Source organism: Chitinophaga chungangae (assembly GCF_017742215.1).
Classification (GTDB): Bacteria; Bacteroidota; Bacteroidia; order Chitinophagales; family Chitinophagaceae; genus Chitinophaga; species Chitinophaga chungangae.
On record NZ_JAGHKP010000003.1, the window covers coordinates 744,927 to 769,676 of the forward strand.

Consider the following 24,750-nt stretch of genomic DNA (forward strand, 5'->3'; position numbering starts at 1 on the left):
AAAAGGCTTCTGTGGTGCAATACCGCAGGGGCCTTTATATTTTTTCGCGGAAACATTACATCCGCGCCATTCTCAGCAGTATCGGGAATCTTACGGTTTGCAGCGTTTCCTTTCCCCACGCGGCTTTCAGATCGTCCGAAACCAGCTCCACGGGATCTGTGCGGCGGTCCTGGATGTAGTGATGCACCGCGCTCCAGGTAGCAAGGTACCCTTTCAAATGCTCCAGCGACCATTCTTCTTTATGCTCGAAATATGGGCTGGGCAGGCAATTGTAAGGGAAGGGGATGGTCATGTAATTTTCGTCGATATATTTTCTTTCCCTGTCCCAGTATTCGCCCACGATGTTGACGTACAGGCGGCGGATCACCGCGTCTACCGCCGGCGTGACGTGCAGCAGCCCATAACCGATCACGGCGAGGATGCCGTCTTTTTTCAGCGTGCGGCCCACTTCTTTGTAAAAGGCGTCGAAATCGAACCAGTGGATGGCCTGCGCAACGGTTACCAGGTCGAAAGTGTGGTCGGGGAAATTCGTTTGTTCGGCAGGTTGAACGGAGTAATCGATCTTGGGGTCGGGCTTGGCCTGCTCGATCTGCTGGCGGCTGATATCGGTGGCATACACCTTGTCGAAATGCTGCGAAAGCCTGGAGGCCACCTGCCCGTTTCCTGTTCCACAATCCCATGCCTTGCCCCGCGAGGGCACCAGGCCGAGCAGATGATCAAATAACGCTTCCGGGTATTGCGGGCGGAACTTTGCGTATTTCCCGGCGTGAACGGAGAAGTTATCTTTCATGCGGAGTGGGTTTGTACTGCGAAAATACGCAATATCCGCGTTCACGCCGCATAACGGTAAAGCCTGCACTGACGGCGCACCGGCAATGCAGGCCCTGGCATATAATCAGGCATGGCGTGAATTACAGCATCTGCGCGATCTGGATCAGGTTGCCGCAGGTATCCTCAAAAATGACGTATTTCACCTGCCCTTCCTGCTTCGGCTCGCCCCTGAACACAACGCCCAGATCTTTCAGCCGCGCGTATTCCGCATCAACATCGGTTACCCCGAACATGGTGAGCGGAATGCCCCGGTTATACAGCTCTTTCTGCCAGGCGACCGCAAAATCGAACCCGAGCGGTTCCAGCAGCAGCTCCACGCCGTCCGGCGCATCGGCGCTTACCACGGTGAGCCAGCGGGCGCCGCCGGCGGGCACGTCCGTTTTTTTGATGAAGCCGAGTATGTTCGTATAGAACTGTAATGCCTTCTCCTGGTCAGGCACCAGCACGCTGGTAATGATGATCTTCATTTTTCTTACGTTTTTTAAGGATTAATGCGCTGATAAGTGTAATGATAATCCCGATCGGCAATACTTCCACATAAGTAGCAAGTATCACGCCGAGGGGCGTTTTGTACCAGGTTCTGTACATCGCCATCTGGCTGTCTACCTCGGCCTTCCCTTCCGCGCCGGTGGCGTATTTCCGCAGCGATGCCTCGTATTTGTCAAGAAAGTCCGGGATAAAGATGTAAAAGTCGATCAGCCAGGCGATCACATACATGCTGCTGGCCACCAGGCTGATCAGCAGCCCCACTTTCAGGGCTTTTAAAAAGGTGATCTGCCCGCCCAGGTATTTGTCCCGGTAATTTTTGATCCCGACAAACACCATCGAAAATGCAATGGCCATTACGAGAAATCCCAATACCATGTTCCCGCCGCCAAAATCCCCGTTACGGTAACATGCGGTCACAGAACCGATCATCATGGCGGTGATAATAACCCCGGCGATCAGCCCGAAAATGAATACTACTTTTTTCATCAGTAATAGGTTTTATGCTGCAAAAATGAGGGAACGGAACGGGTTTTCGGTCATACTTTAGGCTGATTTTCCAGGAATCCGACCAAAGTATGAAATCGTTAGGGTATGATATTCAGCTTTTTAGCTTTATCGATCGCCTGGGTGCGGCGGCGAACGTCCATTTTTTCGAGCACTTTAGACGAATGGGTCTTGATGGTGCTTAAAGACACATACAATTTTGCGGCGATCTCCTGGTTGCTCAATCCATCGGCCATCAGTTGCAATACTTCCAGCTCGCGGGTGCTCAACCCGGTTTTTTCCAGTTCTTTTTCGTTGAGGGTAAAATCAGCGGGGCGGGGGAGGAAAATTTGTTTTTCCACAATTACGGTATTCACCTTCGGGCGCGATAGTTTCAGCGCCAGCCAGATGCCGAATGCGGTAAATACGATGGCGATGGCGCCGATATAAAATTCAAGGGCGTACCTGATCACCATGAACCGCAGTTCGAGCCATCGGAGCAGGAACAGCAATATGCCCAGGGAAACAGTGTAAAGTATGGTGGATTTATGCGTGGCAAACCATTTCCGCAAAAGTCTCAGTTTTGGTTACTGCCTCAAATTTAATACAATTTTTGAGGGAAGGAAGGCCCCTGAAGGGGCTTTCCTCCATATCACGGCGTTTTGACGAGCCCGTCCTGTTTCAACGGCTGCGGCGAATTGTTCCAGCTGTCGTTATAATAGATAATGTCCGTAATCGACGCGCCGGGTGCGTTTTTCAACCCGATCACATGCTCCACGTCCTTCGATTTCACCATTTTCAGCCCGGAAAGCCGCGCTTTTTTCACATCGTCCAGGAAAATAGCGTAACGGCCGTCCCGCTGCACATAATTAAAGCTGGAAGCTTTGACGGTAAGCCCCTCCACATGCCTGGCCCATAAACCGTACGAAGGCTGGGTTTTGAGATTGGGAACGTTATATTGGCCTACGCCCAGCTCCGGCGGCGTTGCTGCTGCATCGCCGGCCGGATTGCCGCCCATGTCCACGATATGCACATCGTTGAACTGCACATTTTCGATATAACCCGTATGCCGCCCGTCCGGCAGCCGGAAGTCCAGGCCACCTGCTACCTCCGGAGCGTCGGGCAGGCTGTACCCCGCGATGATGGACGTAGCGCGGCGCTGCGTGCCGTCGTAAGGTTTCCAGCGTTTGCCGCTGTACGAACTGCCGCCATAGACTTCTGAAATATCGATGCCGTTGATAAGGATGTTCTCCACGCGCCCGATGTTCACATTTTTAACGAGCAGCTCGTTGCGCGTTTTGCCGTTCTCGGTGAAGGAATATTTCCCCGCCACTGCGCCGATCAGGCGCCCGCGGTTGGAAATGGAGATGAAGAAAGGCGCGGTGGTGCGCAGCATTTTCGAACGGGCGTGAAGGGGGCCGGTGTGGCCGCAATTGAGATGCACGTCTTTGATATGCGCGCCGTCGTTGGTGGAAATCGAAAATCCCGCTTTGTTCGCGCCAAGCACATAGATATTGTCTACGCAAAGATCGGTAATGTCGTCAGCCGTTTCGGAGCCGATCTGGAACAGGTTGCAATTGGTGTCGCCGATGATGTTGCGCACGCGGTAATGCGTGGCCGGCCGGGTAAACCCGAGCGAGCAGTCCGATCCCGGTTTGATAATGTCGTCAGAGCTTACTTTGGAATAGATGTTCACCGCTTCAACGTTGTTGCAGGCCATAAAGTCGTAGATGTCGCGCACGTTGCCGGTGCTGTATTTCCCGAAATAGGTGTCGTGCACGTGGATGTTGTCCGTGCCCGTGGCCAGCAGCACGAAATGCCCGCCGCGCTCTATCTTGAGCATGTTACCGGTGTTGAAGTCTTTGCCTTTGGCGGTTACGTAATACGGTTCGTCTTTTTCAGCGTCGTACCAGAGATCTTCTTTTCTTTGAATGCCGCCGATCTCCAGGTTAGTGCAGAGCTTGAACGAAAATATCTTGTCCGCGCGGTTATCCGGCGCATTGTTCATCACTTTGTCGCTGTTTACGAGGTTGCCGTTGCCGGAGATCAGGCCGTTGCCGACGATCTTGATATTGTCGAGGCGCTGGCCGGAGAACATGGCGTTGTTGAAATAATGATGCCCCACGTCCTGTTTGGTGAGATAATTTTCAGGATCGTCGTATGGCCCGGGATCGGTGGGCGATGTGCCGGAGCGGTATTGTTTGTCGCTGAACCAGGTGGCTTCGGGCGCGTCCGCGCCTTTCATGGCTTTCAGTACCGCGTCTTTTCCCACATACAGATACACATTGGACCGAAGGCGCACGGTGCGCACATTATATTCGCCTTTGCTGAACAGCAGCGTGCCGCCGCCCAGCCGGTGCAGCGAATCGATGGCAATATTTACAGCTTCCGTAGCGTCGGCCTGCGGCGCAAACCCGCCGATGTCCATTTTACCGGTGAAAAAACGCGCAGTATTCGATACGCCGCGGTCTTTTCCTTCCAGCCTGAAAGTATACAGCAAATTGGGTTTGAGACCGGAAACGGATGCGCTGCCGTTTTTGATGGCTGCTTTCGCCGCCGTCCATTTTTTACCGCCATCTACGGATAACATCAGTTTCGGCGTTTCTTTTCCGCCGGTGGGCGTCCAGCGGAATGTAGCGCTGGTGTATAGTTCCGGTGTTTCAAGGTAGGTTTTTATTTTGAGCGGTTCACGCATGAAATCGGCAATATTGCGTGTAACCGTTACCGTTGCAATGGCCGGCGCGCTGGCGAGCACGGCGGGTTTCGCTGTCGTGTAACCCGCTTCTATATCGAATTTGCCTGCTTCCGGGAAACGTACGTTATTGAAAATAAATATCACATCGCCGTTGTTATCAGGTCTCAGGTCCAGGTGGCGCAGGGTAATGACGGACGCGCCGTCCGCAGTCTTTTTAATGTCCGCTTCGCCCACTTTTGAATAGGAATATGCCGTGCCGGTGCGGCCGATGGATTGAAGATGCAAACTGTCCAGCCGCACGAACCCGCGGCCTATAACGTTTACCAATATATTTTGCATGGTTGCGCCAATGGTAGCGGGCACGCGGAGGCGAACGGCAACATCCGGACTGCGTTGGCCTGCATAAAATTTTACGGTCATGCTGCGGCCCGCCGCGCCTGCGGTGAATGCGGGCTGTAATATTTCAAGTTTCGCGTTCAGCGCCATTTCCTGCAGGCCGATATGATACATGCGCCCGCCGGCAGCTACTTTATCGCCCGTTTCAAGCGTGCCCTGTGTTTTGGCCAGCCCGTCTTTCCCCACTACGTTGATCATCGCGGCATTTGGAAACGAAGCAATTAATTCACGCGGCAACAAAGCCGTGTTGACGGCAGTGGGCACAGGTCCCTGGTCTTCCGGCGAATCTACGGTAAACCGTTGCGTAACGCCGGTGATCACGATCACGGAATCTTTGGTGATGCGGGCGATATGAGGAGAAGGCAGTTGCTGCGCCGTGGCGGATACGGCAAAACAGGCCATTGTAATGAAAGCCAGTACCGGTGTTAGTTTCATACGGGGAATTTGTACCCGGAAATTACATATCCCCGGCCGGAAACCGGCATTTTGTGAAAAAAATACCGGGGATGGTCATTCCACGACCAATCAAGCAGGCTCGTAGGTGAGCATCACTGCGCCGCTTTTGAAAATACGATGACCGACCAGTTTGAGATTGAGCTGTTTTTGCATGCCGGAGAAAATGGTCTTGCCTTCGCCCAGCGCAACCGGGTCGATCATCAGCTGGTACTGGTCTATCAATCCAAGATCAGACAACTGCGTTACGATGCTGCCGCTGCCGAGAATGGTCATGTCCCGGTCTTTCTTCAGCTTGCGGACGGCTTCGCCGATATTGTCTTTGATGATCCGTGTATTGTTCCAATCCGCTTTCTTAAGCGTACGCGAAAAAACGATCTTCTCCGACCGGTTCATGCCTTCCGCAATGCCAGGCATTGTTTCGATCGCTGCCGGCGTAGGCCACCAGGCAGACATCATATCGTAGGTCACTCTTCCAAAAACGAGCGTACTGTCCGATCCCGCGCCTTCGGCGGCATATTCGGCCTCTTCTCCGCCGGCCTGGTGCGTGTGCCAGTTGATGTCGCCCTGTTCTTTGCCCTGGTAAAACCCGTTCAGCGTCAGAAAATTGAATGCCGATAATTTTCCCATACCATTATTTTGAACGTGATGAATATAAATCTTCTCACAAAGCTAATGCCGTGGCGGGCGGAAAAAGAGGGGAGAAATGTCAATTCAGGGCGGTGAACAGGACATGGAAGCATTTATTTTGAATGCCGGCTTGTATTTTTGCCGCCCCGCGCCGTATATTGTTTACCCATGCTGCCCGGGCCACCGGGAAAACCAGATAATTCCATGCTCTCCGGTATTCAAGTTCAACACACAGCGGCCGCCGCGGAACGGGAACCGCTCATCCGCCCCTTTGGGTTCAAAGGCAATTACCTGACCGAACTTTGGCAGGCGGTCAGCCGCATCACTTCTTCCAACGGGCATTCCGCCACCGGCCTCGCTACGCAAAGCGTGCTGTATGGCGACGCGGACCTTTTCGCCGCGCATTCCGAAGAAACGGGCAATGAAAGGATGTTCGCGTTGACAAAAGAAGCGCTTTCGCTGCTGCCCGGCATCCCTTTCAACACACCGCCCGATCTGCTGGAAAAACTGTTGCCGCAGGTGATCGCCGCCGCGGGAAAGATCACCGGCAAACCGGGCGTGCATATCAATTTTATCCTCAACTCGCTCGTAAGCGTAGACAACGCCGCATGGCTGCTGTACGCGCGGGAAAACAACTTCCGCAGTTTCGATGAAATGGTGCCCGCTGAATACCGGCAGGCGCTGAGCCACCGCAATTCGCAGATCGCCGTGATGTTCCAGGTATCGTACAACATGCCGGTGCAGGACGTGGTGAACGCCGTGAAGGCCGGTTATTTCGTGATCAAGATCAAAACGGGGTACCCGGGCACGCAGGAAGAAATGCTGGCGTTCGACAGTGCAAGGCTTGCAGAGATACACGAAGCGGTGAAAGACCTCCACACGCCGCACGGCCCGGTGCGTTACACGATGGACGCCAATGGCCGCTACGAGGCAAAAGATACCCTTCTCCGTTACCTCGGCCATGCGCAGCGCATCGGCGCTTTCGACAGGATATTATTATACGAGGAACCGTTCCGCGAGGAAATCAGGGAACCGGTACACGACATCGGCCTGCGGCTGGCGGTGGACGAAAGCGTGCATTCCGAAGCAGACGCGCTGCAGCGGCTGGAGCAGGGTTACACCGCGCTGGTGCTGAAAGGCATCGCTAAAACGCTGAGCCTGTCTATGCGTATCGCGCGGCTGGCGGCGGAAAGGAATGTGCCCTGCCTGTGCTCGGACCTTACCGTGAACCCGGTGCTGGTAGACTGGCATAAAAATCTTGCCGCACGGCTCAGCCCGTTCCCCGGCATTGGCATGGGCTTGATGGAAACCAACGGGGACATGAATTACACGCGATGGAACACGATGAAACAATATCATCCCGCCGCCGGCAGCAGCTGGACGGAAGCGGAACATGGCGTGTTTCAGCTTGATCGCGTTTTTTACGAAAGGAGCGGAGGCATATTCGATCCGCTGCCGCATTACGACGCACTTTTTAAACACTCATAAACGGCTTTCATGCAATATTGGAAAGGGCTTTTGTGCCTGCTGGCGCTGTTGCCCCTGCGGCTCTTCGCACAGGATATCACTATACCGATGGGCGTAATGCCAGGCCTTCAGTTCGACCTGGTACGTTTCCGTGTGCCGCCAGGCGCGCGGGTAAAGATCGTGTTTACGAATACGGACGATATGAACCACAACCTGCTGATCGTAAAACCCGGCACACGCGAACAGGTGGTAAGCGAGGCTTTACAGCTGGGCGAAAAAGGCCCGGAAATGAATTACACGCCCGCATCGGCGAATGTGTTGTGGTCGCTGCCGGTGATAGCGCCCCAACAGTCAAAAACTTTGGAATTCACCGCGCCAGAAACGCCCAATATTTACCCTTTTGTGTGTACGTACCCGGGACATGGAACCCTTATGTATGGCGCAATGTACGTAACTGCCGATACGGCTCTTCCGGCCCTTGCCACAGACGTAAATATTCCTCCCCAACGCCGGCAGGACGATATATCGCTGGAAGAAAAGGACGTAGACCATAATAATATGCATCACGGTCATTCCACGGCGCTGCACCCGTATAAGCCTGTGCCGCCTTATTTGTACCGCGTGTTCATCGAAGATGCGAGCCCGGCTGCGATCGCAGTTTGCCTGCCGATGCAGCTGGCTTATTGCTGGGATGCTTCGTTGTGCAAATTGCGTTTTGCCTGGCACGGCGGTTTCCTCGATAATTCAGATCTCTGGAAAGGCAAAGGCGATGCGCTCGCAAAGGTGGTTGGCGTGAAATTTTTCCGCGATTCCGCCGGTTACCCGCTCGGCGCGCCCGGCGCGAAGGTGAGCTACAAAGGTTACCGCCTCATCGACCGTTTCCCTGAATTTCATTACACCGTCAACGGTCTGCACGTATATGAGCGCATCCAGCCGAAGGCAGACGGCAGCGGCCTGATCCGTTCCTTCAGGATACCGGGCGCCGCGCAGCCGCTGGTATTCCATGCGGGCGACGAGCTGCAGGGCACAACATTCGAAAGCACGGCCGGAACCTGGAAGGGAAACGACCTGCGGCTGACGGCCGCGCAGGCAAAGGCATTCAGCATCATCATGACCATAAAAGCGCATTAAGCATGAAATACATCCTGGCATTTATTTTCCTGATCCCAACATGCCTGCGCGCGCAATCGTATAAAGTGGAAACCATTCCCATGCCGGAAGGACTGAAAGCGGAAAACGGCGCGCTCGCCTTTTTCCCGGACGGCAGGCTGGTGGCGGCATTCACGCGGGGCGAAGTAATGACCTGGCAGCCGCGTACCGGCAAATGGAAATTGTTCGCCGAAGGCCTGCACGATCCGCTGGGCATGCTGGTGATCAGCAACTCCGAAATACTGGTGATGCAAAGGCCTGAACTGACGCGCATCCGCGATACGAACGGCGACGGCAACGCGGACCTGTACGAGAACGTGACCGATGCATTCGGCCTCACCGGCAATTACCATGAATTTAATTACGGCCCGGTGAAAGACCGGAACGGCAATCTTTATATCGCGCTCAACGCCTCTTCGCCCAACGGCCGAATGCGGCCCGAAGTGCGGGGAAAGGTGAACCTTGCGGGAAGAGACAGCGCCGACGGCCGCAAACAAATGTTTTCCGCCGTGCCTTACCGCGGCTGGATCATGCAGCTGACGCCGCAGGGAAAACTGTTGCCCTGGGCTTCCGGTTTCCGTTCTCCCAATGGCATCGGTTTCGATCTTAACGGCAATCTTTTCGCGACGGACAACCAAGGCGACTGGGTGGGCACCAGCCCTTTGTATCATGTACAGAAAGGCCGGTTTTACGGCCACCCGGCGAGCCTGGTGTGGACCAAAGGATGGAACAAAGGTTCGCCCTTCCAGTTGCCGGTAAACGTGCTGGACAGCATGCGCACCAAACCGGTGGTGTTTTTCCCGCACGGCATCATCGCCAATTCGCCTACGGAGCCGGTGGCAGACAATACCCGCGGTAAATTCGGCCCGTTCGCGGGGCAAATGCTGATCGGCGAAATGAACCGGGAAAGGATCGTGCGGGTGATGCTTGAAAAAGTAGGCGGCGAGTGGCAGGGCGCCTGCGTGCCTTTCCTCGACGGGCATGGGCTGCGTAAGGGCAATAACCGCCTGGTGTTCGGGCCGGACGGAAGTTTGTACACCGGCCAAAGCTCGCACGGCTGGCTCGGCGACGATGGCATACAACGCATCGTATTTACGGGCAAGGCGCAGCTGGATATTCTGCGCATGCATCTCACGCAAAAAGGATTCGATTTTGTGTTCACCCAGCCGGTAACGGCTTCCGCGCTGAAGCCCGCCAATTATCATATCCGCCGGTACCGATACGCGTATCATAAAAAATACGGCTCCCCGCAGCTGGACGTGCAGGCGGTGAACATCGCATCCATCCGTGCAACGCCGGACGGCAAAAAGGTTTCGCTGGTGCTGGATGAACTGGAGCCGGGTTTTGTGTACGAAGTGAAAATGGATAACATCATGTCGCGGCAGGGTTTGCCGTTGGTGAACGGGCTGGTCTGTTATACGCTGAACAAACTATTGCCCGCGCCGGGAACGGCCGTGGTTAAGCCGCCCGTTTTTCCGGCGGCGGATATTGCGGCGGGGAGAAAACTGCTGACCGCGTCGGATTGTGCGGCCTGTCATAAACCGGATACAAAACTGGTGGGGCCGTCGTTTAAAGACATTGCGCGGAAATACGCCGCTACGGAAGCAAGCGTGACGCGGCTGGCGGACAAGATCATCAAAGGAGGAACGGGCGTTTGGGGCAACGTGCCGATGGCACCGCACAGCGCCATGTCGCAGGCGGACGCGAAAAAAATCACCCGGTATATTCTTTCTTTATAAATTAAAATCGGTTTAGGTAAATAGAGCGGCCATATGCGCCGCTCTATTTATTTAGGCCCGAGATATTTTTTCAATTCAGCCGCGCCATGCTCTACCAGTGATTTCGTTTCCGGCAAATGCGCCAGGCCGTTCAGCATGCCCCAGTCGTGGATCACGCCGATGTAACGGATGGTGGTGACGGTAACGCCGGCTTCCGCGAGTTTGCGGCCGTAGGCTTCGCCTTCGTCGCGCAGGATATCGTTTTCAGCGACCTGTATGAGCGCGGGCGGCAATCCTTTCAACTGCTCCACGGTGGCCTGGTTGGGCGAGGCATGAATATCCTTTCTTTTTTCCGGGTCGGGAATGTACATGTCGTACATCCAGCTCATAAGCGACTTGGTGAGAAAACGCTGTGTGCCGAACTTTCGGTAGCTTTTGGTGTCGAAATCCGAATCCACGATCGGCCACATCAGCAGCTGGAATTTGATCTCCGGGCCGCCGCGTTCCTTTGCGAGAAGGCAGGTAACAGTAGACATGTTCCCGCCGACGCTGTTGCCCGCTATGGCCAGGTTCTTCCCGTCCACGCCGATCTCCGCGCCATTCTCCGCCACCCATTTGGTGGCTGCGTAAATTTCGTTGATGGCCTGGGGATAAGCCGCGTCGGGCGTACGCGTATAGTTCACGAATACGGACGCGAAGCCGGAAAGCACTACGAGGTCGCGCATCAGCCGCTGGTGCGTGGGGAAGTCGCCCAGTATCCAGCCGCCGCCGTGGATGAACATAAACACCGGCAGCGTGCCGGTTGCGCCTTCGGGTTTCATGATGTGCAGCGGGATGGTATACCCGTCCGCGGTAATGGTCTTTTCCGAAACCGTAACGCCCGAAACGTCTACTTTAACGGATTTCTGGGCATTCACCAGCACGTTGCGCGCGCCTTCCGTGTCCAGGCTTTCCACCGGCGGGCCGCCGCTGTTCAGTACATCCAGGAACGCTTTCACCAATGGCGTCAGGTGGGGATCGACGGAATAATCCACCGGGGTATGTTTTTTACTCATAATGGAAAAATTTTTGGGATTGGGAAAAATGTATGCCATTAGATAACGAACTGTGGGGCATTAAGGTTGAAGCGCGGGAAAAAATGTTCTCTTCAGGCATCACGTCTGCAACGTTCAGCGTATAAGGGATGTCGTATTGGTAACACGAAAAGGGTAGGGGGTGGTTGGAGGGAAGGAATTATCTTTGCGCTTCATTTCCAGATAAATATGAGAAAGATTTTACCCCTGTGCCTGCTGGCCATGGTGCCTGCGTTTGCATTTCCCCAGATGAAGAAGATCGCGGAAAGCGCCATGTTCCCCGAAACGGAAGACGGCTTCGGAAGGATACTCCAGTTAAAGAACGGTTATACCATGCTCATCGTTTTTCCCTTCAGGCGGGGAGTAGACGTTCCCGCAATAGATATCAAGATCTACGATGCGAAACATAAGCCCAAAGTTTCCAAACGGCTTGTTCCCAAATACGGAAAGCTGGACCATAACGGCGGAATAGAAGCCATTTTTGAATCGAACGGCGATGCGGTATTGCTGGTCAACGACATCAATAAAAGAACGCCCACCCTGCACCGCGTGGTGATCGACGGGGTAAAAGGCATCTTTAAAAAACAGGACGTTATCGCTACGATACCTGAAGTTACCGTGGGGAAAGCATTTGCATTAGGCTTTGGCGGAGTGCCCGGGCCCGGTTTTTATGTCCACAAAGACCCGAACAGCGATCTGTATGCGGTAACGACTTTAAACAGTATGACGCCCGACCGCAACAAAAGGCTTGAAGTGGCGCTCTACAACGGCGAACATGAAGAAATAAGCCGCGGGTTCTATCATTCGCCGGAAGACAAATACAAATATCTCGAGTATATAGATATGGCGGTAGTGGACCAAACCGTGCATGTGCTGGGCTATGCGTATAATACCCGCAGGAGCGGCGGAAAAGAAAACATCATGGTGCTCGGAACGCTGGTAAAAGGCGATACTTCAGTAGACGTAAAAGAACTTGACTTTACGCACGATCTCGAGCTGGACCGCGGACTGCTGAAATACAACCCGGCTACCGAAAAACTGATGATGCTGGTATATGTTACAAAATCAAAGGGCGTCAATCCCAAAGGCTATACCCGTTTGATCTACATAGATCCCGCAACAAGAACGCAGCTGGCCGCGGATGATATTTTCCCGGAAGAAGCGGATATCAAAAGCCGGGAATTGTTTGGCAGAAAAGCCGATTACGAAGGCCGCCCGGTTAATTTTTTCCTGAATGCAGACGGCAGCTTTGCCGTGGTATACGAAGACCTTGGCGTACGCATCTGGCAATCTTCGACGATCGCCGGCTCAACCGGCACATCGCTGTCTGGCGGAACGAGGATGAATACTGAACTGAAAGACCTTGCAGTGTCTATGTACGACGCAAATGGAAAGATCATCAAAAGTTATTTCCTGCCGAAGCGGCATTACCTGTGGGGCGGGCAGCCACGCGCTTTTTACCATGCCCACCGCGCTGGAAGGGCAACCCGGTTGTATAAAGGCGACCAGTACAAATCATTTGCCTTTATCAATGGAAAAGACAAAAAAATTTTACTGTTCAACGATGTGGAAGAAAATACCAAAAGGGTACTGAAAGGAAAGATCACGACGATCATGGGCGTCGGTGAATGCGATGCTTTTTATTTTCTGCTGGAAGGGGAAGAAGTGCTGCCGAAACGCGAATATGTGTACGGGGATGCGGTAAAACGGAAAGACCATAACCTCGGGTTGTTTGCCGTTGGCGATTATGACCCTGTGAACAACCTGTACGTTACGATAAAAGCGGACGCGGAACAGAAAAACATAAGGCTCATCTGGATGGAACCATAAAACCATTTACCGACGATACAAAAGGCCCGGCTGTTACCCAGTCCGGGCCTTTTTTCATCGATCCGAAAAATTAACCTGTACGATAAAAAATAATTTCTATTTTAGTAATAACCCCGCAGTTGTGGAATTTGTCCTACAACGGGAAAAAAAGACAGTACACCGCCAACGGGCGTTAACCTTTTAATTTTCAATAATTAAGGGAAGCCGGAATGAACAAGGCCCCATATTTGTAACAATTAACCGAACCCAAAACGACTATATGATACACCAGCCGTATATCGCTATCAGAGAACAGATCTGGAACAACAGCATCACCACTTTCCCCGAGATCATCCTCCGTATTTCACTGAACCAGTTATGCAGGGACGCAGATATCGCCCCCGAACAAATGCGGGAATGGCTGCATAATATCAGCAATATCACCCTCCAGGAAGTAAAACAGCTGGCCGAAATGCTCGGAATACCCGAATACAGGATGATGCGCGTCGTGATCGCTACCGAAAAAATGCAGCAGGCCCTGAGAAATTAATCTTGGAAAAATAAAGCTAGGAAATATTTCGTACGAAATATAATTTACCTTACTTTAGCGGAAATTCTCCGTTATGAAATATTTCCTTATGATGATGTTGCTGGCCACAGAAGCGGCATTCGGACAAACATCCCTGTACGATAGTATCATCGCCGCAGAAACCAGGCCCGGAATGCCAGGCGGCGTAGCCCTTATCGCCCGGAACGGCAGGATCATTTATCAGAAAGCCTGGGGCCTTGCCAATGTGGAGCTGGACGTGCCTATGCAAAACGACATGATCTTCTGCATCGGCTCCGTCACCAAACAATTTACGGCCATTGCGGTCCTTCGCCTGCACGAGCAGGGCAAACTTTCCCTCGGCGACGAGCTAACGAAATACATACCCGACTACGCGGTGAACGGCCGCCGCATTACCATCGAACATCTTCTCACGCATACTGCGGGCATCCCGGAAGCCCGGCAGCGGGAGCTGCCTTCATCGCCGGTATCTTACGGCCCAGGCGAAGTAATGGCCACGTTTAAACATATTCCCGTTAAAGCCATACCGGGCGAAACCTACTCCTATAGCAATCATGGTTATATCGTGCTCGGCGCCGTTATTGAACGGGTAACCGGTATGCCTTATAAAACTTACCTGGAGAAAGAGTTCTTTCAGCCGCTGGGTATGGATCAGACCTTTTATGAAGACAGGGCCCGCATCCGGAAACACCGGGCCAGCAGTTATGTGTTCACGCGTAGCGGCATGCTGGAAAACGGGCCTGAAGCCGCTGGCGGCTCCGCAGCCTCTGCCGGTGCTATTTTCTCATCGGTGGGAGACCTGCTGAAATGGAACAACGCGCTCGTAAACGGGAAACTCGTGAAAAAAGAAACGCTTGCCCGCGCCTGGGAGCCTTACCGGCTGAACAACGGCAAATTCACGGACTATGGTTATGCCTGGAACACGGGGGAACTGAAAGGCAGCAAACTGATAGAGCACGGCGGGAATGCAGGCGGTTTTATGGTGCACGACATGTATTTCCCGGAAGAAAAATTATTTGTCGCCGTGTTTGAAAACTACCGCGGGAAACTCCCGGAGCTGGTAGCTACAGACCTTGCCGCTGCTGCATTAGGCAAGCCATTACGTTATCCTGCTTTGGAGACAGACAGCGCGGTGCTGGAGGAATATACCGGCATATATACAGACAGTTCCGGCGCCGGAAGGTTCATTACGCTCAGGAACGGAAAGTTATGGTACCAGCGCGAATGGAGCGGCGGTTTTGGCCTGGCGCCGTACGGCAAGGACAGTATGCGCTTTGTGAATACCAGCAATACCGGCCGGTTCGTGCGTGATGCAAAGGGAAGAATAACAGGATTGGAAATAAAGCACGTTCGCCGTGCAATGGCCAGCTATCAATGGAAAGTACCGAAGCTTTCACTTGCCCGGGAGATCGATAAGCTTGCACGGAAGAATGGCGTGGTGGCGGCAATGAAAGAATTTTACCGGATGAAGGAAGACACCGCCGGTTTTTATATCAATGAATTTCAGTTCAACCAGCTGGGATACCAGGCCATGAGCGACGATCCCGCCGTGGCGGAAGCGTTGTTCCGTTGTAATGTCGAGCTGTTCCCTAAAAGCGACAATGCTTACGATAGTTATGGGGAAGTTTTGCTGAAGAACGGCCGTCGCGACGATGCCGTTGCGGCTTATAGAAAAGCGCTTGCAATCAACCCGGATAATCAACTGAGCAAACGTGCGCTGGAACGGCTGATGCGGGAGGCGAAGTAACTGCAATGCAATACCCGCCGCAGCGCCGTGGCGGTAATGACCGGCAAAGTGCGCTTTGTTGAATTATTTACTCATCTGTAGCAAAACGGTCATAGTTGATAACCCTTATTGCTGCTGCATTTGTGGTTGTTGAACGGTACGTAATTTGAACCATTCGCATAAACGGAATTATGAGGAACTATTCCATGTTGCTGCAGTTATTGCTCGTTATTGTGCTAACCGCCTGTTACTCTTCGCGCCGGTCGAAAGGGGGCGGGCAAACGAACGTCCCGGCCATCCGGGAAACGAGCCCCGCCGATATAGTTTTGCCGGAAGGATATACCGCGGAAGTAGTGGCTTCCGGGCTGAACTTCCCCACCGCAGTGTGTTTCAACGACGAAGGCGTTCCTTATGTGATAGAAGCCGGTTACAGTTACGGTGAAGTATTTACCGTGCCGCGCCTGCTCAAAATCGTGAACGGAGAAACACAGGAAGTGATGAAGGGAAATGAGAACGGGCCGTGGACGGGCATAGCATGGCACAAAGGAAACTTTTACATCGCCGAAGGCGGGCAGAAAGAAGGCGGTAAAATATTGAAAGTTACGCCCGAAGGAAAACAGACCGTGTTGGTGGATGGGCTTCCGGGCAACGGAGATCACCATCTCAACGGCCCCGTGGTGATGAACGATCATATTTATTTCGGAACCGGCTCCGTCACCAACAGCGGTGTGGTAGGGCCGGACAATGCGGATTTCGGCTGGCTGCACCGTTTTCCGCGCCTGCACGATATTCCCTGCCAGGACATTACGCTCGCCGGCGTGAATTACGAAGCTGCCGACGCGCTCAACAAGAAAGGCGGCGCCCAAACGGTCACCGGCGCATACCTGCCCTTCGATTCCGCTTCCACGGAAGGGATGGTGATCAAAGGCAAACTGCCATGTTCCGGCGCCATACTGCGCGTACCGTTGCAGGGAAAGGAATTGCAGCTGGTGGCCTGGGGCCTGCGCAATCCTTACGGGCTGGCCGAATCGCCGGACGGTAAACTGTACGTGACCGAAAACGGCCCGGATGTACGCGGCAGCCGCCCGATTTGGGGCACCGGCGACGTGTTGTGGGAGATCAATGAAGGCAGCTGGTACGGATGGCCGGATTTTATGGAAGGTAAGCCCGTTGCGCTGTTCAAACGTCCCGGTGGCGCGAAACCGCAGAAAGTATTGCAAACGCAGCCCGGCGAAGTGCCCAAACCCGTCGCTACGCTCGCCGTGCATTCGTCTTCCAACGGCATCGATTTTTCAACCAGCGAAACCTTCGGCTGGAAAGGCGAAGCTTTTATCGCGCAGTTCGGCGATATGGCGCCCGGCGTCGGGAAAGTGCTTTCCCCCGTAGGTTTCCGCGTAGTACGCGTGAATGTGAACAGCGGCAGCGTGGAGGATTTTATGAGCAATCGCGGCAAAAAGACCGGCCCCGCCAGCTGGCTGGGCACCAAAGGGCTCGAGCGCCCCGTGTCCGTTCAATTCGATCCCAGCGGCAAAAGCCTGTACGTGGTCGATTTCGGGATACTGCAAATGACCGGCGACGGGCAATCGAAACCTGTTAAGAACACTGGTGTGCTTTGGAAGATCACTAAAAAAAGCAGCTTATGAAACAAATGATGATCGTCGCCGGAATGGCCCTTTGTATCGCGTGCGGTTCCGCCAGGAGAATGCCTGAAGGCGATATGCAGGGCGCACGGGAAAACGCTTCGCTGGAAAATGGCCGTCACCAGTACATGAAATATTGCCAAAAATGCCACCCGATGGGTGAAGAAGGGCTCGGCCCCGCGCTGAACAACAAACCCACGCCGGGATTCGTGGAAAAATTCCAGGTGCGCCACGGCCTCGGCGCTATGCCCGCCTTTAAAAAAGACGTGATCAGCAAAAAAGACCTGGGCGACCTGATCAAATATCTTCACACCAGGAAAAAAGCGAAACGCCTTTCCTAAGGTTTCTGTTTGTTGATGATTTCCTGCCACACGAGCCGCGCGATCTGTTCCTGTTCTACAGTGCGCCCGCTTTCCTCGATATCGGCATGGCCGTTTTCGTCGATCCTGAAATCCTGCGGGATAAAATCCTCATCGCTTTCGGAAGATACGAGATAGGTCGTCTTTTCCAGCTTGTGGTCGATATTTACCCTGAAACGGTAAGGTTTGTCGTCGATGTACACGGTGATAATATGTTGGTCCATGATCCATTGTTTTGATGTACACAGCTACCGCAATATCCGCTCCAATAAAAAATGCGCGCCGTAGGGGGCGCGCATCGATATTTTTGAAATAGCCTGTTTTAATCGCGTTTGCGCATTCTCACCGTAGTGCTGCCAAAGGTGGAAGAAGTGGTCGTTATGCCCATTATGCTGGTGGTCGTAACATGACTGACCTTCGCGGTGAATATGAGCATTTTGCCCGAAAAGCTGAACTTGCCGCCGCTGGCGGGAGAGGTCATCGGCTGGCCACCTGAGCTGACGGGGCCGTTGATGAACCCGCCTTCAAAAAACAGCGAATCCGTGCCGATCACGCGGTAGGTGCCGCTGCTGTTATAGGCCGGGATGTCTGCCTGAAACGGCATGTCTATTTCTTCCGGCTCGGGATCGCCGAAATAAAACAACGTTTTGAGCGTGGTGTCTACGCTGTAGGATACATTGGTGCCGATGATATTTTTGCCGTCGAATGTATACGTTCCCTGGTTGTTTTTTGTGGTATAGATCACTTTGCTCACAGCCTTGTTAATCATGCCGGCCTGTACGCTTTCGCTGGTGGTCACCGCGTCGAGCGACATGGACACAAAATCATATTCTCCCGTAAGCGCACCGGCGGGGGGAACAGGAGCAGGTTCTATGCTTTCTTCTTTACAGGAAAATAAAGCCGTTGCCAGCAATAGCGGCAGGTACAGGGACCATCTTTTTGTCATAAAAAATGATAGTTGAGATTACCCTGCAAATTAACGGAAATATTTGATACGGCTAATTCTCTTTGTGTATCAGCCCGATAAGACGGGAAAGCAGGAGATAACCAGCGTAAGAGCACAGGGCCCAGGCGCCCATGAACAGCAGGCCGCCGCCGATGGTGTCCGGATCGATCCAGTTATAAACCGTAATGCCTGTGAGCACGCTGATACCGACGGTGGCGAAAAGGAGGATGACAGCGAGAATGCTGCTGAGACCGTTTTTCATAGGATATAGTTTACATAAACATAGTAATTAAATGCTATATATGCAAGCCCCTCCCGGAAAAAACTTCCCTAATATTCCACAAAATCCTCGTCCAGGTAGCACCACAGCCATTGTTCGCCCGGTTCGGCGGAAATGATCACGGGGTGGCCGGTGGCGTGGAAATGGGCCGTCATGTGTTTGGAAGGCGAGTTGTCGCAGCAGAAAGTGCCGCCGCAGGTCTGGCAGGTGCGCAAATGCAGCCAGTCGTGTTTTCCGTTTTTGACGCATTCCTCGCATTCGTACGCTTTGGGCTGGAGGATCTTGTCCAGCCCGCGGATGTGTTTGCAGGGTGAATCTCCCATGTCAGATCTCGTTTAGGTATTTGTGAACAAAACTGATGGCCATAGAGCCTTCTCCAACGGCCGCGGCTACACGGTTCATGGCGCCCGCCCTTACGTCGCCCGCGGCGAATATGCCCGGACAGCTGGTTTCCAGCACGTAGGGATCGCGTTCCTGTTTCCAGACCTTTTTGAACGCAGGGTAATTATTCAGTTCGCGGCCGGTTTCGATGAAACCCTTATCATTTTTGATGATCTCGAGGCCTACCCAGTCCGTATAAGGTTTTGCGCCGATGAAGATGTACAGCGCGTCGGCCGGCACTTCGTTTTCGGTGTTGGAGTTAAGGTCGGTGATCTTCAGCGAGGTAAGCCGCTGGTCGCCCGCGGCCCCTGTGATCTCCGCGCAGGGCAGCAGGTGGATGTTGGGCGTGTGGCTCAGCTGGTCTATCAGATAACTGCTCATAGACGAGCTGAGGTTGGGCTTGCGCACCACGATGTACACGTTCTTCGCGAATTTCGACAGGTACATGGCGGCCTGCCCGGCGGAATTGCCGCCTCCCAGCACATACACTTCCTTGTCGCGGCAGGAGGCCGCTTCGGTACTGGCCGCGCCATAATATATGCCCGCGCCGGTGAACTCGCCGATGCCGGGCGTTTCCAGCTTGCGGTAATCCACGCCGGTGGTGATTACGATGGATTTGGTGAATATTTCGGTGCCGTCGTCGAGCAATATCATTTTATAATTGTCTTTCAGCTTGATCTCTTTGACGGACAAAGGGGATAAAAATTCGGTGCCGAAACGGGTGGCCTGTGTGATGGCCCTGCGCGTGAGGTCCGCCCCGCTCAGGCCCGTCGGGAAGCCGAGGTAATTTTCAATCCGCGAGCTGGTGCCCGCCTGCCCGCCCGGCGCGCGCCTTTCGATCAGCAGCGTGTTCAGTCCTTCGGATGCGCCGTACACGGAAGCGGCCAGCCCCGCCGGCCCCGCGCCGATGATGGTCACGTCGTACACGGCTTGTTTTACGGTGGGATTAAGACCGATGCGCAGCGCAACGTCTTTGAGCGCGGGCGTTTTTATCAGCGTGCCGTCTTCGAATATGATCACGGGCAGGTCTGTCGGGTGGAGGCTGTTGGAGCTGGCGAGCAGTTTGCCTTGTTCATGCGTTTCCACGTCCATCCAGAGGTAAGGTACCAGGTTGCCGGCAAGAAAATCTTTGATCTCATGGCTTTTCGGGGAAAACTGGTAACCCAGCACCTTGATGCCTTTGAAATCCGGGTGATAACCGGCCTGCCAGTCGTCGAGCATTTCGTCGATCACGGGGTACAACTTTTCTTCCGGTGGGTCCCAGGGTTTCATCAGGTAATAGTCCAGTTTCACGGAGTTGATGGCTTTGATGGCCGCGTCTGTATCGGAATAGGCGGTGAGCAGCACGCGTTTGGCCTCGGGAAAAATGTGCATCGCTTTTTCCAGGAAATCCACGCCTTCCATTTCGGGCATGCGCTGGTCGGAGAGGAACAGCGCCACTTCTTCGCCTTTGTTCTGCAATTCGGGCAGCGTGGCGAGGGCTTCTTTGGCGGAAGAGGTGCTCAGGATGCGGTATTGTTCCCGGTATTGAGAGCGGAGGTCGCGGCCCATGGCACGCAGCACCTGCTGGTCATCGTCTATCAGAAATATGATCGGTAAGCTCATGGTCTATGTTTAATGGCGGTTTACCCGTTGATGGGGAAACAGATGGTAAATACGGTACGGCCCGGTTCAGACGTTGCTTTTACGGTGCCGTGATGTTGTTTGATGATCATCATCACCACGTCGAGGCCGAGGCCGGTGCCTTTGCCGATCTCTTTGGTGGTGAAAAAAGGATCGAACACGCGGTTGATATGTTCCGGGGGAATGCCCGGCCCGTTGTCGGTTACGGTGACCTTTACGAATTCATGGTCTTTTTCCGTGCGGAGAGTGATGGTGCCTTCGCCGTTACCTTCCAGGGCGTCGATGGAGTTGTCGATCAGGTTGGTCCATACCTGGTTCAGCTCGCCGGCCAGCGCATGCACTTTGGGCAGCGTTTCGTCGAATTCTTCCACGATAGTGATCTTCCCTTTCCTGATCTTGTGCTGCATCATCACGAGCGTATTGCGGATGCCGGTGTGGATGTCGATGTATTGTTTGTCCGCCCCGCCGTCCATATGGGTGAAGATCTTTACGCTTTTTACTAGTTCGGAGATGCGGGCGGACGCTTCCTGGATGTCCGTCACCATTCTTTCGGTGGTCAGGTTGTTGTTGATCCAGATGAGCACGGTTTCGAGGTATTCGGCGGGCACCTGTTTCGCCAGTTCGTCGAGGTCTTTGGTGGTAAGGCCGAAATCCGCAAAGTTCACCGGGATGTCGCAGGGATCGTCGATCTTGTGATCGTCCAGCCAGTCGCTCACATCGTCTTCCCAGGCGCTGCGCTCCAGCAATCCGAGGTGCTGCCGCTGCCGGTGGATGGCGTCCGTCATTTTATTGCTCACGAGGTCCACCTGTTCTTCCGTCATGGTGGCGGAAATAAGTTTTTTGAAGGTTTCGGGAAAAAGCTGCAGGTGTTCTTTTAAAGTGCTGGAACCGCGCACGATGGCGGCGGCGGGGTTGTTCAATTCATGGGCAAGCCCTGCGGCGAGTTTTCCCAAGGCCATCATCTTTTCGTTCTGCTGGGCCTGGGCTGTCAGTTCGCGCACGCGGTTGATCATCGCCATCACCAGTACCTGCGTAAGCTCGTAATGCCGCTCTATCATCGTTTTGATGAGCGGTTTGGGCAGCACGAGCATGTCTACGTCGGTTTTGCAAATCGTAAAGCCGAGGGAAAGATTGGCGCGGGAAAAGGGGAGGATGCCGGTCACCTGGCGGCTGCCGATCTCGGCGATCACCTGTTTGTTGCCGTTCTGCAGCCGGTAAAATTCGATCGTGCCTTTCAGCACAAAATGAATGCCCCTGAGCGGAACATCGGGTTTGTATATAAAATCGCCTTCCGGCCGGCTTTCCTGCTCGCATTGGTCTATCAGCCACTGCAGCTGGTTTTCCGGCACGTCTTTGAGTATGCTGAATTCCTGTAGGGTTTGAGTTGTCACGGGTTCCATATGGCCTGCCTTTGGGCTAAAGATAAAGTAAAAAAATCACTGCCCGTAACGGATGGTAAAGCGCGTGTCTTTTTCGCCATATGTTTTTAAGGAGAAGCTCCATCCATGATGCAGCAGGATCTCGCGCACGAGCGTCAGCCCGATGCCCTGCCCGTCCGGTTTGGTGCTGTAAAAAGGGGAGAAGAGGCTGGACGGGTCCTGTATGCCGCAGCCGCTGTCGGTTATCACCAGTTCGCGCCCGTCCGCGCCGAACCGGATGTGCCCGCCTTTGCCGATGGCTTCCATGCTGTTTTTGATGATGTTGATAAACGCCTGCTCGAGCTGCTGCGCGTCCGCCGATACCCACACCGGCTGCGCCGGAAACCCGAATTCGAAACGGATCTCTTTTTCCGCCGCCTGCAATTCCATCAGTCCCGTCACCCGCCGCACCAGCGCCACCAGGTCGATGCGTTTGCGGTCTGGCGGCGGCAGTTTCACGAGGTCGGCGAAGTTGCGCATAAAACGGTTGAGGTGCTGGTTGCGTTCCGTGGCCACTTCCAGGGCGCCGCGGTGCTGCCCGTCCAGCGGCTGCATTTTTAAAGTGGAGGCGATGATGGAATTGACCGGGCCGATGGTGTTGTTCACTTCGTGCGCCATCATGCGGATCACTTTGCCGTACACGTTTTTTTCCGCGGCGAGTATCTCGGCCGTCAGTTCTTCCACCATCACAAAATGCCGCGGGAAACCACGGTCTATAAAATGCGATTTCTGCAGTTTGTAGGTATTCACCCCGTTTACGGACAGGCTTTTCGATTCGCCGGAGCCCAATGCCTGCACATCGTTCAGCAGGGTGGGGATGTTTTGCAGCAGCCACTGCGCGCGCGGGTTGGTCTGCTGGATATTGCCGTCGTAATCGAGGATGATGATGCCGGTTGGCGACGTCTGGATCAGTTTTTCAAGAAAAAAATGCTGCTGCTCCTGCAGGGTTCGCTCCTCGCGCAGCTGGTCGAGCATCTGGTTGTACACGCTGATAAGCTGGTCCATCTCGTATTTGCCGGTGGGCAGGAATTTGACGTTGAAGTCCTTGTCGCGGATGGCTTCCACGCCCTGCATCAGCATTTTCAGCGGGGCGATCAGCTGCCGGTACAAACGCCAGGATACCCACAGCGAAAACCCGATGAATACCTCCGAAACGAGGAACAGCCAGCGGTTTTCACGGAAAATAAAATACGTGAGCGTCAGCGCCACGCCGTGCAGGATAATGACGAACAGCAGGTATTTAGTCCTCAGCTTTATCATACGGCATGTTGTATTTCTCCAGCCTCCGGTACAGCGCGCTGCGGGTGAGGCCCAGCGCGGCGGCGGCTTTGGCGATATTGTTCTGGTGGAAGCCCATGGCTTTGCGGATCATTTCCACTTCCAGCTCTTCCAGCGTTACCGTGCCTACGCCCGGCAGTTGCAGCTGGCCTTTTTTAACGGGCGAAAGCTCCAGCTGCGAACGGAAATGCGGGATGTCAAGCTGGTCGGTATGGTTCACGAGAATGGTGCGCTCGGTAAGATTTTTCAGCTGGCGGATATTGCCCGGCAAAGGCAGCTGCTGCAGCCATTTCATGGCTTCCTTTGTAACGCTGAGCTGCGGCCGGTTGTAGATCTCGCGCAGGTTGCGGATGAAACTGTTCACCAGCAGCGGGATGTCTTTCGGCCTTTCGCGCAGGGGCGGCAGGTGAAGGGTGATGAGGTTGATTCGGTACAGCAGGTCTTCCCTGAAACTGCCTTCCGCTACCATCTCGTTCAAATTTTTATTCGTGGCGCATACCACGCGTACGTCCACCGTTTTGGTGCGGCTGCTGCCCAGTACTTCGTATGTTCTGTCCTGCAATACGCGCAACAGTTTTACCTGGCTGCCGCCGTCGAGGTCGCCGATCTCGTCGAGGAAAATGGTGCCTTTGTTGGCCATTTCAAAACGGCCGGTGCGGTCGTAACGCGCGTCGGTAAAGGCGCCGCGCATGTGGCCGAACATTTCGCTTTCGAACAGCGTGGTGGAAATGCCGCCCAGGTTCACTTTTACGAAAGGTTTGTGCCGGCGCTGACTGTTGCGGTGAATGGCTTCGGCGATCAGCTCCTTGCCGGTGCCGCTTTCGCCGGTGATCAGAACGGACGCGTCCGTAGGCGCCACCCGCCCGATGGTTTCAAGAATGCGGAGCACGGCGGGATCTTCACCGATGATATGCGAAAAATCGAATGTATTGTCCAGCTGCTTGCGGGTTTGCTGCGTGGCTTTTTTGCCCTGCAGGTCCAGCAGCGTTTTTACAGATTGCAGGATGTTGTCGTTGCTCCAGGGTTTGGTGATAAAATCGTTCGCGCCGAGTTTCATGCCCTGCACGGCCAGTTCGATGCTGCCCCAGCCGGTGATGAGTATCACGGGAATGGTGTTGTCGAACTGTTTGATCCGCCGCAATACGTCCATGCCTTCCTGGCCGGACGTACCGAGCGAAAAGTTTAGGTCGAGCAACACCAGGCCGGGCCGCGTGGCCTGCACGGAAGCAAGCGCTTCCGCGGGATTGCCCGCCGAAGCGGCTTCGTAGCCTTCCTGGCGGAGCAGGAGCAAAAGAGAAGTTCTGACTGCTATATCGTCGTCAATGATCAGGATCATAC

The 24,750-nt window shown here is 54.1% G+C and carries 23 protein-coding genes; 8 read left to right on the forward strand and 15 right to left on the reverse strand.

Annotated elements, in window-relative coordinates; genetic code table 11:
• Positions 1 to 55: 55 nt before the first annotated feature.
• The 6 genes from J7I43_RS17475 to J7I43_RS17500 all read right to left on the reverse strand — a co-directional run bounded on the left by J7I43_RS17475 (position 56) and on the right by J7I43_RS17500 (position 5,977).
• A complete protein-coding gene (locus tag J7I43_RS17475) occupies positions 56 to 790 on the reverse strand; it encodes a class I SAM-dependent methyltransferase (RefSeq protein ID WP_209147142.1) in 735 nt (244 codons plus the stop codon).
• Positions 791 to 911: 121 nt separating this feature from the next.
• Complete coding sequence (locus tag J7I43_RS17480; RefSeq protein WP_209147143.1) at positions 912 to 1,298, reverse strand: VOC family protein; 387 nt, start codon at positions 1,296 to 1,298, stop codon at positions 912 to 914.
• A complete protein-coding gene (locus J7I43_RS17485) occupies positions 1,264 to 1,806 on the reverse strand; it encodes a DUF4199 domain-containing protein (RefSeq protein WP_209147144.1) in 543 nt (180 codons plus the stop codon). Before J7I43_RS17485 ends, J7I43_RS17480 begins: the two co-directional genes overlap by 35 nt.
• Before the next feature lie 98 nt (positions 1,807 to 1,904).
• On the reverse strand, positions 1,905 to 2,375 hold the full coding sequence (locus J7I43_RS17490; RefSeq protein ID WP_236023411.1) for a response regulator transcription factor: 471 nt from the start codon (positions 2,373 to 2,375) through the stop codon (positions 1,905 to 1,907).
• Between the two features lie 80 nt (positions 2,376 to 2,455).
• The gene (locus J7I43_RS17495) at positions 2,456 to 5,329 is read right to left on the reverse strand and encodes a hypothetical protein (RefSeq protein WP_209147145.1); all 2,874 of its coding nucleotides are present in this window, start codon (positions 5,327 to 5,329) and stop codon (positions 2,456 to 2,458) included.
• A gap of 90 nt (positions 5,330 to 5,419) precedes the next feature.
• On the reverse strand, positions 5,420 to 5,977 hold the full coding sequence (locus J7I43_RS17500) for a dihydrofolate reductase family protein (RefSeq protein ID WP_209147146.1): 558 nt from the start codon (positions 5,975 to 5,977) through the stop codon (positions 5,420 to 5,422).
• Positions 5,978 to 6,181: 204 nt separating this feature from the next.
• Between J7I43_RS17500 and J7I43_RS17505 the strand changes: the two genes are divergently transcribed.
• Genes J7I43_RS17505 through J7I43_RS17515 form a run of 3 tightly spaced genes read left to right on the forward strand, consistent with a single transcriptional unit; the run spans position 6,182 to position 10,332 of the window.
• Positions 6,182 to 7,465, forward strand: a complete 1,284-nt coding sequence (locus J7I43_RS17505; protein WP_209147147.1) for a mandelate racemase/muconate lactonizing enzyme family protein — start codon at positions 6,182 to 6,184, stop codon at positions 7,463 to 7,465.
• Positions 7,466 to 7,474: 9 nt separating this feature from the next.
• Complete coding sequence (locus J7I43_RS17510; RefSeq protein WP_209147148.1) at positions 7,475 to 8,575, forward strand: plastocyanin/azurin family copper-binding protein; 1,101 nt, start codon at positions 7,475 to 7,477, stop codon at positions 8,573 to 8,575.
• A gap of 2 nt (positions 8,576 to 8,577) precedes the next feature.
• Positions 8,578 to 10,332 (forward strand): c-type cytochrome, encoded by a 1,755-nt coding sequence (locus J7I43_RS17515; RefSeq protein WP_209147149.1) that lies wholly within the window; start codon positions 8,578 to 8,580, stop codon positions 10,330 to 10,332.
• A gap of 47 nt (positions 10,333 to 10,379) precedes the next feature.
• Here J7I43_RS17515 and J7I43_RS17520 read toward each other — a convergent pair whose 3' ends face one another.
• Positions 10,380 to 11,366: an alpha/beta hydrolase gene (locus J7I43_RS17520; protein ID WP_209147150.1), complete on the reverse strand. Its 987-nt coding sequence runs from the start codon at positions 11,364 to 11,366 to the stop codon at positions 10,380 to 10,382.
• A 207-nt stretch (positions 11,367 to 11,573) separates the two neighbouring features.
• Here J7I43_RS17520 and J7I43_RS17525 point away from each other — a divergent pair, with 207 nt between their 5' ends.
• The 5 genes from J7I43_RS17525 (at position 11,574) to J7I43_RS17545 (ending at position 17,468) form a co-directional block, all read left to right on the forward strand.
• The gene (locus J7I43_RS17525) at positions 11,574 to 13,214 is read left to right on the forward strand and encodes a hypothetical protein (protein ID WP_209147151.1); all 1,641 of its coding nucleotides are present in this window, start codon (positions 11,574 to 11,576) and stop codon (positions 13,212 to 13,214) included.
• 259 nt (positions 13,215 to 13,473) lie between these two features.
• On the forward strand, positions 13,474 to 13,743 hold the full coding sequence (locus J7I43_RS17530; RefSeq protein WP_209147152.1) for a helix-turn-helix domain-containing protein: 270 nt from the start codon (positions 13,474 to 13,476) through the stop codon (positions 13,741 to 13,743).
• A 73-nt stretch (positions 13,744 to 13,816) separates the two neighbouring features.
• Positions 13,817 to 15,508 (forward strand): serine hydrolase domain-containing protein, encoded by a 1,692-nt coding sequence (locus J7I43_RS17535; RefSeq protein ID WP_209147153.1) that lies wholly within the window; start codon positions 13,817 to 13,819, stop codon positions 15,506 to 15,508.
• A 170-nt stretch (positions 15,509 to 15,678) separates the two neighbouring features.
• On the forward strand, positions 15,679 to 17,130 hold the full coding sequence (locus J7I43_RS17540; protein ID WP_209147154.1) for a PQQ-dependent sugar dehydrogenase: 1,452 nt from the start codon (positions 15,679 to 15,681) through the stop codon (positions 17,128 to 17,130).
• Positions 17,127 to 17,468, forward strand: a complete 342-nt coding sequence (locus J7I43_RS17545) for a c-type cytochrome (RefSeq protein ID WP_209147155.1) — start codon at positions 17,127 to 17,129, stop codon at positions 17,466 to 17,468. Before J7I43_RS17540 ends, J7I43_RS17545 begins: the two co-directional genes overlap by 4 nt.
• Here J7I43_RS17545 and J7I43_RS17550 read toward each other — a convergent pair.
• The 8 genes from J7I43_RS17550 to J7I43_RS17585 form a co-directional block, all read right to left on the reverse strand.
• Complete coding sequence (locus J7I43_RS17550) at positions 17,465 to 17,710, reverse strand: hypothetical protein (RefSeq protein WP_209147156.1); 246 nt, start codon at positions 17,708 to 17,710, stop codon at positions 17,465 to 17,467. The two genes, J7I43_RS17545 and J7I43_RS17550, sit on opposite strands and share 4 nt — an antisense overlap.
• 98 nt (positions 17,711 to 17,808) lie before the next feature.
• Positions 17,809 to 18,432, reverse strand: coding sequence for a hypothetical protein (locus J7I43_RS17555; RefSeq protein ID WP_209147157.1), 624 nt, complete (start codon positions 18,430 to 18,432; stop codon positions 17,809 to 17,811).
• A 52-nt stretch (positions 18,433 to 18,484) separates the two neighbouring features.
• A complete protein-coding gene (locus J7I43_RS17560; RefSeq protein WP_209147158.1) occupies positions 18,485 to 18,694 on the reverse strand; it encodes a hypothetical protein in 210 nt (69 codons plus the stop codon).
• 68 nt (positions 18,695 to 18,762) lie between these two features.
• Complete coding sequence (locus tag J7I43_RS17565) at positions 18,763 to 19,035, reverse strand: UBP-type zinc finger domain-containing protein (protein WP_209147159.1); 273 nt, start codon at positions 19,033 to 19,035, stop codon at positions 18,763 to 18,765.
• Position 19,036: 1 nt separating this feature from the next.
• A complete protein-coding gene (locus tag J7I43_RS17570) occupies positions 19,037 to 20,698 on the reverse strand; it encodes a response regulator (protein WP_209147160.1) in 1,662 nt (553 codons plus the stop codon).
• A gap of 20 nt (positions 20,699 to 20,718) precedes the next feature.
• The gene (locus J7I43_RS17575; protein WP_209147161.1) at positions 20,719 to 22,116 is read right to left on the reverse strand and encodes an ATP-binding protein; all 1,398 of its coding nucleotides are present in this window, start codon (positions 22,114 to 22,116) and stop codon (positions 20,719 to 20,721) included.
• Positions 22,117 to 22,152: 36 nt separating this feature from the next.
• Complete coding sequence (locus J7I43_RS17580; RefSeq protein ID WP_209147162.1) at positions 22,153 to 23,394, reverse strand: sensor histidine kinase; 1,242 nt, start codon at positions 23,392 to 23,394, stop codon at positions 22,153 to 22,155.
• A complete protein-coding gene (locus J7I43_RS17585; RefSeq protein ID WP_209147163.1) occupies positions 23,375 to 24,748 on the reverse strand; it encodes a sigma-54-dependent transcriptional regulator in 1,374 nt (457 codons plus the stop codon). The genes J7I43_RS17580 and J7I43_RS17585 overlap by 20 nt, the downstream gene beginning before the upstream one ends.
• Positions 24,749 to 24,750 lie beyond the last annotated feature (2 nt).